Source organism: Halomonas sp. HL-93 (assembly GCF_900086985.1).
GTDB lineage: Bacteria > Pseudomonadota > Gammaproteobacteria > Pseudomonadales > Halomonadaceae > Vreelandella.
The window spans coordinates 1,939,415-1,955,945 of sequence record NZ_LT593974.1 but is presented as its reverse complement, the minus strand read 5'-3'; the positions used below and the strand labels follow the sequence as shown (position 1 = coordinate 1,955,945).

Genomic DNA, 16,531 nt, shown 5'->3' with positions numbered 1-16,531 from the left:
ACCTAAGCGATAAGTGCTTGGTATTGTTCGAGGGCGCCTAACGACGATGCCAGCCTGTCGCTTCGAGCATACTTAGTCCTTTAAGCACGGCGTTCTCTACACCGCTTGCAATCGCCAGCCCAAACTTACGCCCCACTGTTTTGGGGGGCTCTAACTTCACGCGATATACATGAGCTTGTGCGATACGCTCCATCAAATACGCCTCACTGGTGCCGACGCTATCCACCAGCTTGCGATCAAGCGCCTCACTGCCGTACCAAATTTCGCCCGTCGCCAAGGCATCAATATCCATGTCGGGTCGACGCTCGCCAACATAATGCTTGAACAAGCGATGCGTGTTCTCAAGATCTTCGAGGAATTTTTCACGTCCCTCATCGGTGTTTTCACCCAGCAAGGTAAGTGTGCGCTTGTACTTTCCAGCCGTTAGCAGTTCAACGTCCACGTCGTGGCGCTTCAGCAAGCGGTGAATATTAGGGATTTGAGCAACCACTCCAATCGAACCAATCACGGCAAAAGGTGCCGCTTTGATGTGGTGCGCCGTGCAAGCCATCAAGTAGCCGCCACTCGCGGCTACTTTATCTACGCAAACGGTAGTCGTAAGACCCGCGTCGCGAAGCCGGTCAAGCTGGGCCGCCGCTAACCCATAGGCATGAACTAATCCGCCAGGGGACTCAAGACAAATCACCACCTCATCCTCAGGGCTGGCTACTTCAATCAGCGCTGAAATTTCTTGGGCGAAATGCTCGGTCGCTGAGGCTTTCATATCACCCTTGAACGTTAGTACCCACACATTGGGAGTGTCAGTATCAGCTTTTTCTTTACGGCGATGTTTATCTTCTCGCCGGAACGTTTTGAGTAGCTTTTTGCGAATGCCTGCAGGCGTTGCAGCCAGCCGTAGGCGCCGTGCCCGGCTTCGCCGTCTTTCGTGCAACGGTTCCACATGCAAGGTTAAATCTCTCTCACCCTCCGCCTTAGCACGTGCGATAAGCAATACGCTGATGCCGATAACGGCGACGACAATGCAGGCTTGTACGATAAATGTACCAATTTCTACTACCCATTCGTTCACGTGCATCTCCTTGCTTACAATTTAGCGCTAAGCCGACACCGTTGGGCAATGCATTGAAAACGGTGCTTGATATGAAACATATGTTTGAAATATTCTCTTATCAAAGGCCGCAAATTTTACAATTGTTTGGCGCTTTATACGCCAAGAATTTTCTTCTCGCATTTAATGGAACGCTATTATGTCAACGAATACCCTCGAAAAGTTGCAGGCTCGCTTTGATCCGAAAGCAGCTCAGGGGATACATGAGATTTTCCAGTTTCATTTTTCTGATGCAGACAGTTATTACCTCGATATTCAGGATGGAAAACTCGACGTTCAACAGGGTGAGCATGATGATCCCTCCGTTAGCCTGAGTCTGAGCACAGATACGCTAAAAGGCATCATGAATGGTGATATCAACGGCATGACGGCATTTATGACGGGCAAGCTGAAAGCCACGGGTAACGTGATGCTGGCCACCAAGCTAACCACGCTATTCCCTAGCGAATAATCGACAGCCTGCCTTACTTATCGCCAGCGTGCTAAGTGGGTTTCAATCAATTCGCGAGAAATCGAGTACACAGGCGGCAAGGCGGGTAGTTGGCGTGGTGAAAACCAAGCCGCATCGCTAATTTCCACCTCATCAATACGTATACGCCGCGTGGTGGCCTCGGCAAAGAAGCCCAGCATTAGTGAGTGAGGAAATGGCCACGCTTGGCTTTGGTAGTACCGCAGTTGGCTGACATGAACGCCGACTTCCTCAAAAATCTCCCGATGCACAGCCTCTTCGGCCGTTTCACCTGGTTCAATAAACCCGGCTAAGGTCGAGTAGCGGCCTGGCGGAAAACGCGGGCTACGAGCCAGCAACATCGCCTCACCACTAGTGACCAGAGTAATAATGCAGGGCGAAATTCGTGGATAGTTACGATGGCCGCAGGCGTGGCAATGCATCGCAAACTCGGTTGCCAGCTTAGTGGCCTCGGCGCCACAGCGGCCGCAAAAGCGATGATTTTCCAGCCATGCCCCGACCTGCAAAGCCGTTGATAACAGCGCATACCATTCCGATGGCAACTCGCCCATCCATTGACGCCCATCTATCCATTCATCCCCAGGTTTAGCGGCCAATTGCAACGCAACCGGCTCGTCCTGCCAATAACACAACGGCTGCATGTCGCTGGTCCATGGCTGCCAAGGGTGGAGCGGGGTTAATACATCGCCATCAGCAGGTAACGCAGGTGCCAACCGGCTACGCGAGAGATATAGGACGCGGCCTTCATGTACCTGATGGGGTATCTCTCTTCTAAGCATCGCTTACCGTGCCCTCACTCCAACGCAGTTGGTGCGCTTGGCATTTAGCCTGATGTGCTCGACGCTCTTCATCATTAGGCGCAATGACCCTAAGCTGCCCAGGCGTTAGCGTCATCCGTTGAATCGAAAGCCCTGATTCAGCGGGTGCATCACTGCGCTGAGATTGATTAGCTTCCGCATCCAGCGTTAGCGCCGTTTGCCCTCCCGTCATGGCCAAATAAACATCAGCCAGGATCTCGGCATCTAGCAGTGCGCCGTGTAATACGCGATGACCGTTATCAATATCGTAACGTTTGCATAGCGCATCAAGACTGTTGCGCTGGCCAGGGTGCATTTTTCTGGCCATGACTAGCGTATCAAGAATACGGCAATGATCCCTGACAGGACCTAGTGGTTGTGCACGGCCCTTGAGCATTTTCAACTCATGATCAATGAATCCCACATCGAAAGGCGCGTTATGAATGACCAATTCCGCGCCTTCGATGAATGCCCAAAAGTCATCGGCCACCTGCGCAAATACCGGCTCGTTGGCGACTTTGGCGTCATCAATGCCGTGAACGGCGACTACCTCAGCATCGATATGGCGCTCTGGGTTGATATATTGGTGGTAAGTACGGCCGGTATAACGCCGGTTGACCATTTCCACGGCACCAATTTCCACCAAACGATGGCCATCTTTAGGATCGATCCCCGTCGTTTCTGTATCCAATATGACTTGGCGCATCATGGTCTCCTACGCGCGTTGTGTTGCTTCATCAATGGCTTGGTTTGCAAGTGCATCGGCTTGTTCATTGCCAGGGTGTCCGCTGTGCCCTTTGACCCAATGCCACTCAACCTGATGCCGCTGGGCTTCGGCATCTAGCTGCTTCCATAGCTCAGCGTTTTTGACGGGTTGTTTCGCGGCGGTTTTCCATTGGCGCTTACGCCAATTATGAATCCACTGTGTAATGCCTTGGCGGACGTATTGTGAATCCGTCCAAATCGCCACCTGGCAGGGTTTATTCAACGTGCGCAACGCCATAATAGCCGCCATTAATTCCATTCGGTTATTGGTCGTCTGTGCTTCATACCCATACAAGGTTTTCTCATGCTGCCCACTTGCCAGCACAACCCCCCACCCGCCAGGGCCAGGATTTCCACGGCAGGCTCCATCGGTATACACGGTTACCTGAGGCAACCGCTCTGTTTCAGTCACGTTTGAGAGTCCTTAAATCGAAATTATCGCGTGCTTAGCGCCTAATGAAACCGTCAGTCATTTTTGGTGCGTGTCGCACCAAGCGAATTTGCTGCTACTGGAGATTTCAAACCAAATTTGATGCGTTGCATAGGCGCTCTGGGCTGGCGACGCTTGGCCAACACTATATAGCTTTCTCCCAGTGGACAGTTATAGCGCCGCCCCAGGGACTCCCAATGCTCCACGCAGCGCCCTCCAGGCCAGCTTCTAAAACAGCAGTAGTCTACGCGTTCGACCTCAAAGTCGACAAATGCTAACCAGTCACCCATTCGGCTGGCCGTGCGCCATTGCCCATTCCAGGGATATTGGCCTTGACGTTTGCGCCATTGCTTAACCACGCCGCTAACGCCGATGGGATTGAAACCAAACAGCACCAAAATACCGCTATCAGAGGTGACGCGCGCGGCCTCTTGCAATGTGTGGTGGGCATCCGGCAGGTGCTCAAGCCAGTGATGAAGCACCACAACATCCAGGCACCGATCAGGCAATGCCAATCGTTCAGCTGGACAAACCAACGTCTGCTCGTGGGGGGCACTCTTTCGGTTGGGCGCCCATTGAAGCGTGTGTGCAATTCCCGACATGGACATCATCGTAGGCCCCATGGCCATCTCAAGGCTATGGCCGCCAGAACGTGAGTCAACCAGGGGCCCCAGGCAGGCTCGCTGGGAATCCCATAACGATTTGCCTGCCTCAGATTCCCAGTAAGCTCGACTCGCGAATAACTGCTTGGCAAGTGTCTCTGTCGCTGCTGAATTTGACATGTACCGCACAACCCTCCAAAGTAACGGCTTTTTGACGTCTTGCATGCACCACGAAAGCGCTATCAAACTAACCGTAAGCGCTAATTCATCGTTAAAGGATCTCGCCTATGATGAGCGTGACACCGATCCCCGCCTTAAGCGACAACTATATTTGGCTGCTTCGACAAGATACCAGCCAAGAAGTATGCGTGGTGGATCCAGGTGAAGCGCTTCCCGTTATTGAGTTTCTGGAGCGCGAGTCGTTATCGCTTAGCACTGTTTTGATCACCCATCACCACCCTGATCATACTGACGGGCTGGGAGAACTGATCAAGCGCTACGCTCCACGGGTAATCGGCCCGAAAAATCCTTCAATTAATGGTGTCGAAGAGCGCGTAGGCGATGGCGATGAAGTTCGCGTCATGGGCCGATTATTTGAAGTCTTTGAGACACCTGGGCATACGTTAGACCATATTAGTTATTTTACACCAGGGATTCCCCCACTGCTGTTTTGTGGTGACACCTTATTTTGCGCCGGTTGCGGTCGCCTCTTTGAGGGAACACCCGAGCAAATGCACGCGGCCTTAAAGCGTCTTGCGGCGCTACCCGAAGAAACCTTTGTTTTCGCCGCGCACGAATACACTCAGGCTAACCTTCGCTTTGCCAGCGAAGCAGATCCTGAGAACGAAGACGTCAAACACGCCTTAATGGAGTGTGATAAGGCGCGGGCCTTAGACCGCCCCACCTTACCCAGCACGATAGGACGCGAGCTGAAAATCAACCCCTATTTGCGCGTCGGCACCGAAAGTGTCCGTAATGCTGCAAGCAAACAGGGTTCTATTGATAATGATCTCGCAACGTTCGCCACTCTTCGCGAGTGGAAGAATCGTTACTAAACGCTATCGCAACGACGTAACCCACTATGACGTATCGCACGATTCGCCAACGCCTATTATTAAGCGCCGGTAGTACAGTGATCATGAGCCTGCTTTTGGCAGCTGCGGCAAACTCGCAGGCCTCTGCGACTAGCTATGATACCTCTCCCCGCGCTACCTCAACGTCCAGCGCGACTAACGAGTCGCGTAACGCTCGCCCCTCATCTTTCCAAATGCATTTCTGGGAAGAACTTATGCTGGAGCCGCAGGATGCTTGGGGGAAACTGCGCGAAAGCTTCCACTGGCGTGAGCAATCGTTGCCCGCCGAGGCTCAAGCACGTGTAGATGAATGGATTGATCACTACAGATCACGCCCGGAAAACATTGTTGAAATCACCGAACGCGCAAGTCCATGGCTTGCCTGGATCACTCAGCAAATCAGTGAGCGCAATTTGCCGGGAGAGATGGCCCTCATTCCTTTCGTGGAAAGCTCATTTGACCCCGGCGCGCGCAGCCATAGTGGCGCTGCCGGGCTATGGCAGTTTATGCCCGGCACCGGCGATGCCTTAGGACTCGTGCGCAATGGGAACTACGATGGCAGACTGGACGTTGTCTCCTCAACCAATGCGGCGCTTGACTATCTCGAAACGCAGGCCGATCAGTGGTACGAAGGTGATTTGCAACTATCGGTCGCCGCCTACAACGCAGGCGCAGGTACGGTCAATAAAGCTAAGCAGCGCGCCGAGAGCGAGGGCCTAACCGGTGAATACTGGGATCTGAGCCTGCCTCAAGAGACCATGCAGTACCTGCCAAAATTGCTCGCTATTGCCACCATTATTGATGACCCAGAGCGCTACGACATCAGCTTGCCTGAAATTCATACGGAGCCCGCTTTTGCCAAGGTGAAGCTTGAGCATTCAGTTACCTTGACTGAAGCCTCCCAGCTATTGGACGTAGAAAAATCGGCGTTGGCTGAGCTCAATCCTGGTCTTATAAATGGTGCGCTCAACCCGTCAAGCGCTCAAACGCTGCTGGTTCCGGAAGACGTGGATCAACAAATGTTGGCTGAGCTTTCTAACGATAGTAGTAATCGTCAGACCGCTACCCGAGACAACGCGCCGGACACTTACCGTGTGGAAAGTGGCGACAGCTTATCGACAATCGCCAGTCGCTATAACCTGAGCGCCCAGGAGTTAATGCGCTTAAACGCGATTGACAGTCCGGATGCTTTACAAGCGGGTCAACTCCTGACACTTTCAGAACGTTGAGATTATCCGCCTTGTTAATAGGGAAACTGCCCCATGCACTGTGGCGTTATTGTGCGTCCCGCTTTATGCATTGCCCGGAACGCCTTGCTTGTGCTCTGCTCACTGGCAAGCTCTTTCGCCTATAGCGACACGGATATTGCCCCCACGGCCACGGACGGCACCGCGCCTATCGAAACGCGCCACGCGCTTTCGCTTTACGGCTCACCGGCGCTGGATGAGGATTTCGAACACTTTTCTCACGTCAACCCAGACGCCCCTAAAGGCGGCAGTATCACGCACACGGCCGTGGGCGGCAGTTTCGACTCGACAAACCCATTCATTACTCGCGGCACCCCGGCAACCGGCGTATCGCGGATTTATGACACCTTGATGGCGAGCAACCCCAACGAGCCCTTCAGCCTTTACGGCCTACTCGCCGAAGGCGTGCGCCTAGACCCCGATCGCGAATGGATCGAGTTTGATATTCGCCCAGAGGCGCGCTTTCATGACGGTGAGCCGGTCACCGCCTACGACGTGGTATTTTCGCTGAACCTGTTGCGTGAGGAAGGCAATCCGTTCTACAGCAGCTACTATGCAGGCGTCGAGCAGGCCGTCGCGCTCAATGAGCACCAGGTACGCTTCACCCTGACCGACACCGAATCCCGGGAGTTGCCGCTCATCGTGGCCCAATTGCCCATTCTGCCGCGCCACTACTGGGAGCAGCATGATTTTAGCGCGCCCTCCCTGGCCATTCACCCCGGCTCAGGCCCCTACAAGATCAGTGAAGTGGACCCGGGACGGCAGATCGTCTACGAGCGCGACGAAGACTATTGGGCAAAAGACCTGCCGGTGAACGTGGGCCGCAACAATATCGACCGGGTGATCTACGATTACTACCGAGACCGGGAGATTGCCTGGGAAGCTTTCAAGGCCGGACTGACAGATTTTCGCACCGATGCCCGTGCCGCCACCTGGGCCATTGGCTATGACTTTCCTGCCTATGAAGAGGGACTGGTCAAGCGCATCACGGTACCCGACGCGAATCCGTCCATGATGCAGGGGTTCGTGTTCAATCTGCGCAAGGAAAAATTCCAGGACCCGCGGGTTCGCGAAGCGCTCAGTCTGGCGTTTGATTTCTCCTGGCTGAATACCAATATTTTCTACGATACCTATCAACGTACCGAGAGCTTCTTCCAGAACTCCGAGATGGAAGCCGAAGGGCCGCCCAGCGACGCTGCCCTCGAACTGCTGGAGCCACACCGTGAAGCGTTGCTGGACTCCCATCAATCCGACCGACTGTTCACCGAGGCCCTGCCGATCGACCACCCCGAGGACCTTCGTGAACGCCTGCGGCTTGCCCTGGACCTGCTCCGTGAGGCGGGATACCGAGTGGAGGACGGCGTTCTCGTCCACCAGGACACCGGAGAGCCGTTGAGTCTGGAAGTCCTGCTCTACGATTCAGGCATGGAGCGCGTGGTTCAGCCTACGCTGCGTAACATGGCCCGCCTGGGCGTGCAGACGTCGTTACGTATTGTCGATATCAACCAGTATCACAACCGTCAGCGCAATTTCGACTTTGACATGGTGGTCAGCCATTTTCCGCAGTCCAATAATCCGGGGAATGAGCAGCGTGACTTCTGGACCAGCCAAGCGGCCGATTCACCCCAGAGTCGCAACCGCATGGGCCTTGCGCATCCGGCGGTCGATGACCTGGTCGAGCAGCTTATCCGCGCTGACGACCGCGAAGAACTGAATACCATTACCCGGACGTTGGATCGGGTGTTGCGCTGGGGATTTTATGTTATTCCTCATTACCATTCAGGCGAGACGCGGATCGCCATTTGGGATAAATTCGGTTATCCCGATCCTTTCCCTGAATATGCCATGGATCTAGACGCGTGGTGGGTAGACCCCGAACGTGAAGCCGCTTTACAGCGTCAATCCCGACGCTGAGCCGGTGTGAGGAGAACGCTGTGGCACGCTACACGCTACGTCGACTGCTGCTGATGATACCTACTCTGATAGGCATCATGCTGCTCAATTTCATTATCGTGCAGGCTGCGCCCGGCGGCCCGATCGATCAGATGCTGGCACGCTTCGAAGGCGCCGATGCCATGGCCAGCACACGCTTGGACATGGGCGGCGCGGATGTCCAGGTGAACGACGAGTCACGCGGAGCTCGCGGGATTGACCCGCGCTTCATCGAGCAGCTCGAACAGCAGTTCGGCTTTGACAAGCCCGCCCATGAGCGTTTTCTGGGCATGATGGGCGACTATCTGACGTTCGACTTTGGCACCAGTTTCTTCCGTGACCGCCCCGTCACGGAACTGATGATCGAGCGCCTGCCGGTGTCGATCTCACTGGGGCTCTGGACGACGCTGCTGGTCTACCTGATCTCGATTCCGCTCGGCGTTCGTAAAGCGCTACGTCACGGCTCGCGCTTTGACGTCTGGACCTCTGGCCTGGTGATCGTCGGCTATGCCATTCCCGGGTTTTTATTCGCCATTTTGCTGATTGTGGTGTTTGCCGGCGGCACCTACCTGGACTGGTTTCCGCTCAGGGGGCTGACATCACCGGATTTCGACCAGCTCTCCATCTGGGGCAAAATCAAGGACTATTTCTGGCATATCACCCTCCCCGTGATTGCCGCCGCGATCGGCAGTTTTGCCACGCTCACCATGCTGACCAAAAACAGCTTCCTGGATGAAATCCATAAGCAATACGTGCTCACCGCCCGCGCCAAAGGCGCCGATGAGCGACGTATTCTCTACGGTCATGTGTTTCGCAATGCCATGCTGATCATTATCGCCGGCCTGCCCTCAGCCCTGATCGGCATTTTCTTCACCGGCTCGCTGCTGATCGAGGTGATTTTCTCCCTCGACGGCCTCGGCCTGCTGGGGTTTGAAGCGGTCATGCAGCGCGACTATCCGGTCATTTTTGGCACCCTGTTTCTCTATACGTTGATTGGCTTGCTGCTCAAGCTGGTGTCGGACCTGACATATGTGTGGGTGGACCCGCGCATCGACTTTGCAACACGGGAATCGTGATCATGGCTGCCTTTTCGTCTCGATTTTCACCTATCACCAAGCGTCGTCTGGCGGCATTCAGATCGAACCGACGGGCCTGGGTATCGCTATGGGTGTTTAGCGTTGTATTTGTGCTTAGCCTGTTTGCTGAGCTGATTGCCAACGACAAGCCAATCGTCATGCAGTATGACGGCGAGTGGTATGTGCCGCTGCTGGTCGACTACCCGGAAACCGAGTTTGACGGTTTTTTGCCCACACGTACCGACTACCTGGACCCCTTTGTCCAGCAGCAGATAGCGGAAAATGGCTGGGCGCTATGGCCGCTGATCCCGTTTTCCTACCAAACGCTCGACATGCAGATGACCCAGCCTTCGCCTGCGCCACCCGACGAACGCCATTGGCTCGGCACCGATGATCAAGGCCGTGATGTACTCGCCCGGGTAATCTATGGCTTTCGCCTCTCGGTTGCTTTTGCTCTGGTATTAACCGCCGGTTCTCTGGTAATAGGAGTTATCGTGGGTGGTGTGCAAGGCTACTTTGGCGGCAAGGTTGATTTGGTGGGCCAGCGCATCACCGAAATATGGTCAGGCCTTCCTGTGCTATTTCTGCTGATTATTCTGGCTAGTTTTGTGCAACCTGGTTTTTGGTGGCTACTGGGTATTATGCTGCTGTTTTCTTGGCTTGGGCTGGTGGATATTGTCCGGGCCGAGTTTTTACGCGCGCGGAACCTTGAGTATGTTCGCGCGGCAAAGGCCATGGGGCTGCCCTCTCGCTTGATCATGTGGCGGCATGTACTCCCCAATGCCATGGTGGCTACCCTGACGTTTATTCCTTTCCTATTTACCGGTGCGATCGGTACCTTAACCGCACTGGATTTTCTAGGGTTTGGACTGCCGCCTGGTTCTCCTTCACTGGGCGAACTTGCCGCACAGGGGAAAAACAACCTGCATGCCCCATGGCTGGGCATTACCGCCTTTATAACCTTAGCCACCATGCTGTCGTTACTGGTATTTATTGGCGAAGGCTTGCGTGATGCCTTTGATCCTCGCCACGTTCAACTAAGCCCGTCGCCCGCTAAGGAAGCGCATCATGCCTGAGCCCCTACTTTGCGTCGATAACCTAAGCGTTGCCTTTAACGGTACTAGTGTTGTCGACTCACTTTCCCTGGAACTTCATGCAGGTGAAACACTGGCGATTGTCGGCGAGTCCGGCTCGGGTAAGTCGGTATCCGCCCTTGGGCTAATGAACTTATTGCCTGCCAATGCTCAGGTAAGCGGTGAACGACGGTTAAATGGCGCGCGCTTAGATTTGCTTAGCAACGCCGAGTGGAACGACTTGCGCGGTAATAAAGTGGGCGTTGTCTTCCAAGAGCCTATGACATCGCTTAACCCACTCCATCGCATTGGTAAGCAAATTGGCGAGTCCCTTCGTTTGCATCAAGGGCTCACTGGAAAGGCTGCGCGAGCAAAGGCTAAAACATTACTCGAACAGGTTAAACTACCCCGATCTGAAGAACTGCTTGATGTTTGGCCTCATCAGCTATCAGGTGGTCAACGTCAGCGGGTAATGATTGCCATGGCCATTGCCAATAATCCATCGTTGCTGATCGCCGATGAGCCCACCACAGCGCTTGACGTCACTGTCCAGCAAGACATTCTGAGATTGCTTAAAGAGCTACGCGACCAGCATGGCATGGGGTTGTTGCTGATTAGTCACGATCTTAATCTGGTACGCCGTCACGCAGACCGCGTATGCGTCATGTATCAGGGGAAAATTCAAGAATCGGGGCCTGTCGAGCGCGTTTTTGAGCAGCCACAGAGCGAATACACCCAGCGTCTTCTGGCCGCTGAGCCGGAAGGACGACCATCACCGGTTACTGAGAGCCCACCGTTACTGACTGTACGTCAGCTAAGCGTCAGCTTTAAACGGCCCAAAACCGGTTTATTCAAGCGCCAGCCGCCCGCATTTGAAGCGGTAAAAGCCACCGATTTAACGGTCGCCCCGGGTGAAACGTTGGGCATCGTGGGCGAATCGGGCTCGGGGAAAACCACCCTCGCCTCCGCGATCATGCGCCTAGTCGCTAGCCAGGGGGATATTACCCTTGGTGAGGCGCCCTTGAGCCAACTGAGCGGTAACGATTTGCGCCGCCAGCGCCATCGATTGCAGATGGTATTCCAAGATCCTTATGGCGCATTATCACCGCGCATGCCGGTATTTGATATCGTCAGTGAAGGATTGCGCTTCCACTCTCCTGATTTATCCGATACGGAAGTTACTCAGCGTGTCCATCAAACGTTGAGCGAGGTTGGGCTGCCGGAAAGCTGTACGGCGCGCTACCCACATGAATTTTCCGGTGGTCAGCGCCAGCGCATCGCTGTCGCCCGGGCAATTATCCTCGAGCCTGAGCTGTTGGTATTGGACGAACCAACCTCTGCGTTGGATCGCACCGTTCAAAAACAGCTGGTGACGCTGTTGCGTGAACTTCAGGCACGGCGCCAGCTTAGTTATCTGTTTATCAGCCATGATCTAGCAGTGGTCCGCGCCATGGCGCACCGAGTTATGGTGCTTAAAGAAGGCGAAGTGGTCGAGCAAGGCCCTTGCCTGGAGCTGCTTGCCTCTCCTCAACATCCGTATACCAAGGCACTTATAGAGGCTGCTTACCTAAAAGACTTTGTTGGCTAATATTCTGCGCCACCCAGGTTCTCTCAGTCTTTTGCGTGTTAGCTTTAGAAACAAAGATAACGGTATAAAACTAAATAAAGAGGTTACTATTCAGCGATTCAAGTAACTCAGAACGTTAGCCATAAAAGAGTTAGAAGCTGGCTATTTCGTCAGGGGTTAGTTCGCGCCATTCGCCGGGTGCCAAGTCGTCCGTCAACACAAGCTCCCCGATGGAACGTCGATGCAGCGCCTCAACATGGTTGCCTAACGCCACAAACATGCGTTTAACCTGATGGTAGCGGCCTTCCGTGATAGTCAGCTCAGCTTGTTGCGGCGACAAAAAACGCAGTGTCGCTGGCTGAGTCGGCGTTTCTTCACCGTCAAGCATGATCCCTTCTGATACTTGGTGTATAGCCCAATCAGCGGTAGCGCCTTCCATGGGCTCGGCAAGCTCAGCAATATATACCTTGGCACAACGGTGACGTGGAGACGTCACACGGTGCGACCATTGACCATCATCGGTAAGCAGCAATAAACCCGTGGTATCCACATCAAGACGACCGACGGGCTGCAAGCGTTCCGCTTTGGGCAGGTCGATCAAGTCAATCACTCGCGGGTAGAGCCCTCGCCTAGCAGTACACTCTACATCAGCAGGCTTGTGCAGCATGATATAACGTAGCCCTACCAGCGCCAACGTCACACCGTTATGTACCACCACATCGTTTTCCGTATCAATGTGTGTCGCTGCTTGCTTGATCGGCTCACCGTTCAAGGTGACCTCACCATTTTTTAGCGCTCGCTTTGCTAAGCTTCGCGTTAACGGGGTCGTTTCACTTAAAAAGCGGTCAAGACGCATTAGTGGCCGACTCCTGACAGTAGCGAAAAGCGGTCGGCATCTTGCCAGGCAGGAAATTTTTCTCGAAAAGCATCTAAATCCGTTTTATTGAGGCATCCCGTTTCAAGAAACGGCGTATGCGCTGAATGATCGATAAGTGGTTCACCTTTAAAATCCACCAGCATGGAATCGCCGCTATAAGCCATTCCTTTGGCATCTTCGCCTACGCGATTAACGCCAATCACGTAAGTCAGGTTTTCAATAGCACGAGCTTGCAACAGCGTACGCCAGGGTTGACGGCGAGGTGCAGGCCAGTTGGCAACGCACAGCAGCGCATCATACTCGAAATGCTCGCCTTGTGTAGGCTGCTGGCGCAGCCAAACCGGAAATCTTAAGTCATAGCACACCGTCAGTAGTATTTTAAAACCGTTCAGCTCGACAATTTTGCGCCGCTCCCCCATGTCGTAACGTTCATGCTCGCCAGCCATGCGAAACAGGTGTCGCTTATCGTAGTAGGTCAGAGCACCTTGAGGGGTCGCCCAGATTAAACGGTTATAGAATTCTCCGCCCTGCTGGATAGCAACGCTACCGGTCATCACACAGTTACGCGACCGCGCCTGATCCAATAGCCACGCTACGCTTTGGCTGTCTTCCATGGGCTGCGCCATCTCACGGGAGTTCATCGTAAACCCAGTGGCAAACATTTCGGGAAGCACAATCAGGTCGGTATCCCGGCCATCAAGATCGCCAAGCAGTGTTTCAAGATGGGTATGGTTGGCGTGGGGGTTTTCCCAGCGCAAATCGCATTGCACCAGGCTAGTTCTAAGTTGGCTCATCGAATCACTCCTTTACGCCGCTCACGTTGTCACGGGTGTGTTAGATTAGCATTTTTAAATAATGAGGCTGCTATGCTTCCTACTCCATCACGCGATCCTGAAGCAGTCAAAGGCGTTACCTTTGCCCTGACGGCCTATATCATGTGGGGTTGTTTCCCGCTTTTTTTTGCACTGTTTGATGGCGTGCCGGCTGTCGAGGTGCTGATTCACCGCATTCTGTGGTCGTGTCTGTTTTTGGTGGGTCTTATCAGCCTCTTGCGTCGCTGGCCTCCCGTTGTTGCCGCTCTGGTGGAACCCAGGCGACTCTGGCGTGTCCTCGCCTGCGCTTTGCTGATCGCATTCAATTGGGGAATTTACATTTACTCGGTGGAAACCCATCAAGTATTACAGGCAAGTTTAGGCTATTTTTTGTCGCCACTGGTGAACGTGGCGCTAGGTATACTGGTGCTACGTGAAGTAATGGCGCGACTGCAGCTGGTTGCCTTGGGCTTGGCTAGCCTTGCCATCGCCATCCAGTTTGTCATGCTCGGTGAGTTGCCGTGGATTAGTCTGCTACTGGCATTGAGCTTTGGAAGTTACGGACTATTTCGCAAACAAGTGCCGCTTGATGGTCTATCAGGACTTTTTGTGGAAACGTTACTGCTGTTTCCTATTGCACTGCTTGCGTTGGCAGGGCTGAGTTGGCAAGGGGTTTCCCATTTTTTAAGCGATACACCAACCACCGCCCTGCTCGTTGCTAGTGGCATTATGACGGCCCTCCCTCTCATGGCTTTCGCGGGTGCAGCGCGGCGTTTACGTCTCGCCACGCTGGGGTTTCTAATGTACATCAACCCCAGCATTCAGTTTTTTATTGCGCTGACGATTTTCAACGAACCCCTGAGTCTTATCCAGTTAGTGACGTTCGTCATGATTTGGACAGGACTGGCCCTCTATTCGTGGTCAGCATGGCAATCACGCACTCGCTAACTGGCGACTAGGTAATGCCAGCGCCTCTTGATCATCAACTGTTAGTTGAGGCGTTGGTTCACGCTCTGGCTGATAGCCGATGCGAAACCCTCCCCAGTGCCGACCATTGATATAAATAGGCACTGATAGATCGTGCATAATTTCACCGGTATCACGTTTATAGGTTTGTAGTAGCAATGGTTTCTCGTGGGCACCGCACCGACGCCCAGTAGGATCATCGAAAATACGTTTGCTGCGACAAAATTTCAAATCGTGATCATAGTCACCGGTGGGTTTACGGCTCACCGCCTGATTATGGGTTGGCACATAGCCTTGCCGATCGCAGGTAATGGCATAGCTCAGCTCAAGCTGGCTGAGCAACGGTTCTTGAATATCGGGGAGATGTTTATCGGTGAAAGAATCAAAAGACGTGCGATAAAGCGGTGGCTGAGTATCGGGGATCTGCTGATATTCAGGCTGAAAAAGTGCCGACTCGCTTAATTCTCCTCGTTTAAGAGCACTTTCAAATAACTTGCCCAAACGATCTGCTGTTTTACGCGCCGCATGGAAAACTTGCTGATGACGGCCGTTAAGACGCTGTTGCGCCAGCTCTCCATCGACGCCTTCAGCCGCCTCCATCAAAGCACGTGCCTGGTTTGCCAGGTCGTGCATATTGCGGTTGCCTTCATCAACATCCGCCTCTAGCTGATGCAGGGTATCCGCGACGGTTTGGCTATGCTCGCGCGTATTATCAATGGCTTGCGCTACACTGCTGATTTCGCGTTGCACCTGATCAAATTCTTGGGTAATAGTGCCCAAACTGGTGCCAACGTGCTGCATATCAGCCGAGCGATGGCTAATGCGGCTCATCAAACTGCCCATTGATGAAACGACATTCTGACCGCTTTGATGCATATCCTTAACGAGTTCATCGACGCTTTGGGTGGCCGTTGACGTTTTGTGCGCCAGATTACGAACCTCTCCGGCCACTACCGCAAACCCGCGTCCGTGCTCGCCCGCCCGTGCGGCTTCAATGGACGCATTGAGCGACAATAGATGCGTTTGTTCGGCAATGTCTTCAATCATTGACGTAACGTTGCGAACGCGCTCAATTTTATCATTGAGCGACGTCAACATTTCCAGTGCTTGCTGGGATTGCTCAGAGACCTCGCTCATCTCATTGATAATATCAGTCAAGGCTTCTTGATTATGGTGACTGGACTCACGCGCGCTTTCTGCCAGCGCCGCCACCTGGGAGGCGCTGGCGCTGACTTGCATAATGGCTGTGTTGATCGCGCCCATACTAGCTGATGACTCACGCGCCATTTTTTCTTGCTTACTGAGACGCTGGTCCATCAAATCGGCATAGTGCGACACTTCAGCTGAAGCAATAGCGGTGCTGCTGGCGCGACGCATAAGTCGAAACGCCATCGCCCGAAGCGACGCGTAATCCGCCATGAGGCGATTGCCAGTGCGCTTGCCTTCTAACTGCTGCTGATCGGCTTGATAGAGTCCCCACCATGCGATCCAAACGCTCAGTGCACCGGCAAGTGCCGACAAACCAACCGCAATATATCCCCCGACGGTACCGTAAGACACCAGCCAGCCGGCAAGTGCCAATAGCACTATGGGAACCATCCATCGAATGACACGCATAGTCAGTACTCTTGTTATTAACGTGAAATGAGGTCCCAAACCCTTGAATGGGCTTAGCGTTAAGCTTACCCACTAATCAGGATTAAATAAGTAACACTTTGGGGGAAGAACCTGTCCAGG

16 protein-coding genes are annotated in these 16,531 nt (G+C 53.7%); 8 read left to right on the top strand and 8 right to left on the bottom strand.

From position 1 onward, the window contains the following. Positions 1-37 precede the first annotated feature (37 nt). Complete coding sequence (gene sohB, locus GA0071314_RS09000) at positions 38-1,069, bottom strand: protease SohB (RefSeq protein ID WP_074396324.1); 1,032 nt, start codon at positions 1,067-1,069, stop codon at positions 38-40. Between the two features lie 178 nt (positions 1,070-1,247). Here sohB and GA0071314_RS08995 point away from each other — a divergent pair, with 178 nt between their 5' ends. Beyond that, on the top strand, positions 1,248-1,559 hold the full coding sequence (locus GA0071314_RS08995) for an SCP2 sterol-binding domain-containing protein (protein WP_074396323.1): 312 nt from the start codon (positions 1,248-1,250) through the stop codon (positions 1,557-1,559). 17 nt (positions 1,560-1,576) lie between these two features. On the opposite strand, the gene nudC is transcribed toward GA0071314_RS08995, so the two are convergent. Genes nudC through GA0071314_RS08975 form a run of 4 tightly spaced genes read right to left on the bottom strand, consistent with a single transcriptional unit; the run spans position 1,577 to position 4,351 of the window. Beyond that, complete coding sequence (nudC, locus tag GA0071314_RS08990; RefSeq protein WP_074396322.1) at positions 1,577-2,356, bottom strand: NAD(+) diphosphatase; 780 nt, start codon at positions 2,354-2,356, stop codon at positions 1,577-1,579. Continuing rightward, complete coding sequence (dnaQ, locus tag GA0071314_RS08985; protein WP_074396321.1) at positions 2,349-3,080, bottom strand: DNA polymerase III subunit epsilon; 732 nt, start codon at positions 3,078-3,080, stop codon at positions 2,349-2,351. The genes nudC and dnaQ overlap by 8 nt, the downstream gene beginning before the upstream one ends. A 9-nt stretch (positions 3,081-3,089) precedes the next feature. Next, the gene (rnhA, locus tag GA0071314_RS08980; RefSeq protein ID WP_074396320.1) at positions 3,090-3,551 is read right to left on the bottom strand and encodes a ribonuclease HI; all 462 of its coding nucleotides are present in this window, start codon (positions 3,549-3,551) and stop codon (positions 3,090-3,092) included. A 53-nt stretch (positions 3,552-3,604) separates the two neighbouring features. Next, positions 3,605-4,351: a methyltransferase domain-containing protein gene (locus tag GA0071314_RS08975; RefSeq protein WP_074396319.1), complete on the bottom strand. Its 747-nt coding sequence runs from the start codon at positions 4,349-4,351 to the stop codon at positions 3,605-3,607. 107 nt (positions 4,352-4,458) lie between these two features. Between GA0071314_RS08975 and gloB the strand changes: the two genes are divergently transcribed. The 6 genes from gloB to GA0071314_RS08945 are packed head-to-tail and all read left to right on the top strand — an operon-like array spanning position 4,459 to position 12,160. After that, on the top strand, positions 4,459-5,226 hold the full coding sequence (gene gloB / locus GA0071314_RS08970) for a hydroxyacylglutathione hydrolase (protein ID WP_074396318.1): 768 nt from the start codon (positions 4,459-4,461) through the stop codon (positions 5,224-5,226). Between the two features lie 26 nt (positions 5,227-5,252). After that, on the top strand, positions 5,253-6,473 hold the full coding sequence (locus tag GA0071314_RS08965; RefSeq protein ID WP_074396317.1) for a transglycosylase SLT domain-containing protein: 1,221 nt from the start codon (positions 5,253-5,255) through the stop codon (positions 6,471-6,473). 33 nt (positions 6,474-6,506) lie between these two features. Further along, the gene (locus tag GA0071314_RS08960) at positions 6,507-8,405 is read left to right on the top strand and encodes an extracellular solute-binding protein (RefSeq protein WP_074396316.1); all 1,899 of its coding nucleotides are present in this window, start codon (positions 6,507-6,509) and stop codon (positions 8,403-8,405) included. Between the two features lie 20 nt (positions 8,406-8,425). Then, positions 8,426-9,499 (top strand): microcin C ABC transporter permease YejB, encoded by a 1,074-nt coding sequence (locus GA0071314_RS08955; RefSeq protein ID WP_074396315.1) that lies wholly within the window; start codon positions 8,426-8,428, stop codon positions 9,497-9,499. A gap of 2 nt (positions 9,500-9,501) precedes the next feature. Further along, entirely contained in the window at positions 9,502-10,575 is a 1,074-nt protein-coding gene (locus GA0071314_RS08950) for an ABC transporter permease (RefSeq protein WP_074396314.1), read from the top strand. Continuing rightward, positions 10,568-12,160 carry an ABC transporter ATP-binding protein gene (locus GA0071314_RS08945; RefSeq protein WP_074396313.1) on the top strand — a complete coding sequence of 531 codons (1,593 nt, stop codon included), beginning with the start codon at positions 10,568-10,570 and terminating at the stop codon, positions 12,158-12,160. Before GA0071314_RS08950 ends, GA0071314_RS08945 begins: the two co-directional genes overlap by 8 nt. A gap of 130 nt (positions 12,161-12,290) precedes the next feature. On the opposite strand, the gene GA0071314_RS08940 is transcribed toward GA0071314_RS08945, so the two are convergent. Both GA0071314_RS08940 and GA0071314_RS08935 read right to left on the bottom strand, forming a co-directional pair. Then, on the bottom strand, positions 12,291-12,995 hold the full coding sequence (locus GA0071314_RS08940; protein WP_074396312.1) for a pseudouridine synthase: 705 nt from the start codon (positions 12,993-12,995) through the stop codon (positions 12,291-12,293). Then, positions 12,995-13,810 (bottom strand): amidohydrolase, encoded by an 816-nt coding sequence (locus GA0071314_RS08935; RefSeq protein ID WP_074396311.1) that lies wholly within the window; start codon positions 13,808-13,810, stop codon positions 12,995-12,997. The genes GA0071314_RS08940 and GA0071314_RS08935 overlap by 1 nt, the downstream gene beginning before the upstream one ends. A 72-nt stretch (positions 13,811-13,882) precedes the next feature. Here GA0071314_RS08935 and rarD point away from each other — a divergent pair, with 72 nt between their 5' ends. After that, positions 13,883-14,776, top strand: a complete 894-nt coding sequence (gene rarD, locus GA0071314_RS08930) for an EamA family transporter RarD (protein WP_074396310.1) — start codon at positions 13,883-13,885, stop codon at positions 14,774-14,776. Here rarD and GA0071314_RS08925 read toward each other — a convergent pair. Further along, complete coding sequence (locus tag GA0071314_RS08925; protein WP_074396309.1) at positions 14,762-16,411, bottom strand: methyl-accepting chemotaxis protein; 1,650 nt, start codon at positions 16,409-16,411, stop codon at positions 14,762-14,764. The two genes, rarD and GA0071314_RS08925, sit on opposite strands and share 15 nt — an antisense overlap. Between the last annotated feature and the right edge of the window lie 120 nt (positions 16,412-16,531).

Coding starts and splice junctions, on each gene's coding strand:
- GA0071314_RS08960 (WP_074396316.1), top strand. CDS start 6,507: ATGCACTGTGGCGTTATTGTGCGTCCCGCTTTATGCATTGCCCGGAAC.
- rarD (WP_074396310.1), top strand. CDS start 13,883: ATGCTTCCTACTCCATCACGCGATCCTGAAGCAGTCAAAGGCGTTACC.
- GA0071314_RS08940 (WP_074396312.1), bottom strand. CDS start 12,995: ATGCGTCTTGACCGCTTTTTAAGTGAAACGACCCCGTTAACGCGAAGC.
- GA0071314_RS08975 (WP_074396319.1), bottom strand. CDS start 4,351: ATGTCAAATTCAGCAGCGACAGAGACACTTGCCAAGCAGTTATTCGCG.
- GA0071314_RS08995 (WP_074396323.1), top strand. CDS start 1,248: ATGTCAACGAATACCCTCGAAAAGTTGCAGGCTCGCTTTGATCCGAAA.
- GA0071314_RS08950 (WP_074396314.1), top strand. CDS start 9,502: ATGGCTGCCTTTTCGTCTCGATTTTCACCTATCACCAAGCGTCGTCTG.
- GA0071314_RS08945 (WP_074396313.1), top strand. CDS start 10,568: ATGCCTGAGCCCCTACTTTGCGTCGATAACCTAAGCGTTGCCTTTAAC.
- dnaQ (WP_074396321.1), bottom strand. CDS start 3,080: ATGCGCCAAGTCATATTGGATACAGAAACGACGGGGATCGATCCTAAA.
- GA0071314_RS08925 (WP_074396309.1), bottom strand. CDS start 16,411: ATGCGTGTCATTCGATGGATGGTTCCCATAGTGCTATTGGCACTTGCC.
- GA0071314_RS08965 (WP_074396317.1), top strand. CDS start 5,253: ATGACGTATCGCACGATTCGCCAACGCCTATTATTAAGCGCCGGTAGT.
- gloB (WP_074396318.1), top strand. CDS start 4,459: ATGATGAGCGTGACACCGATCCCCGCCTTAAGCGACAACTATATTTGG.
- nudC (WP_074396322.1), bottom strand. CDS start 2,356: ATGCTTAGAAGAGAGATACCCCATCAGGTACATGAAGGCCGCGTCCTA.
- GA0071314_RS08935 (WP_074396311.1), bottom strand. CDS start 13,810: ATGAGCCAACTTAGAACTAGCCTGGTGCAATGCGATTTGCGCTGGGAA.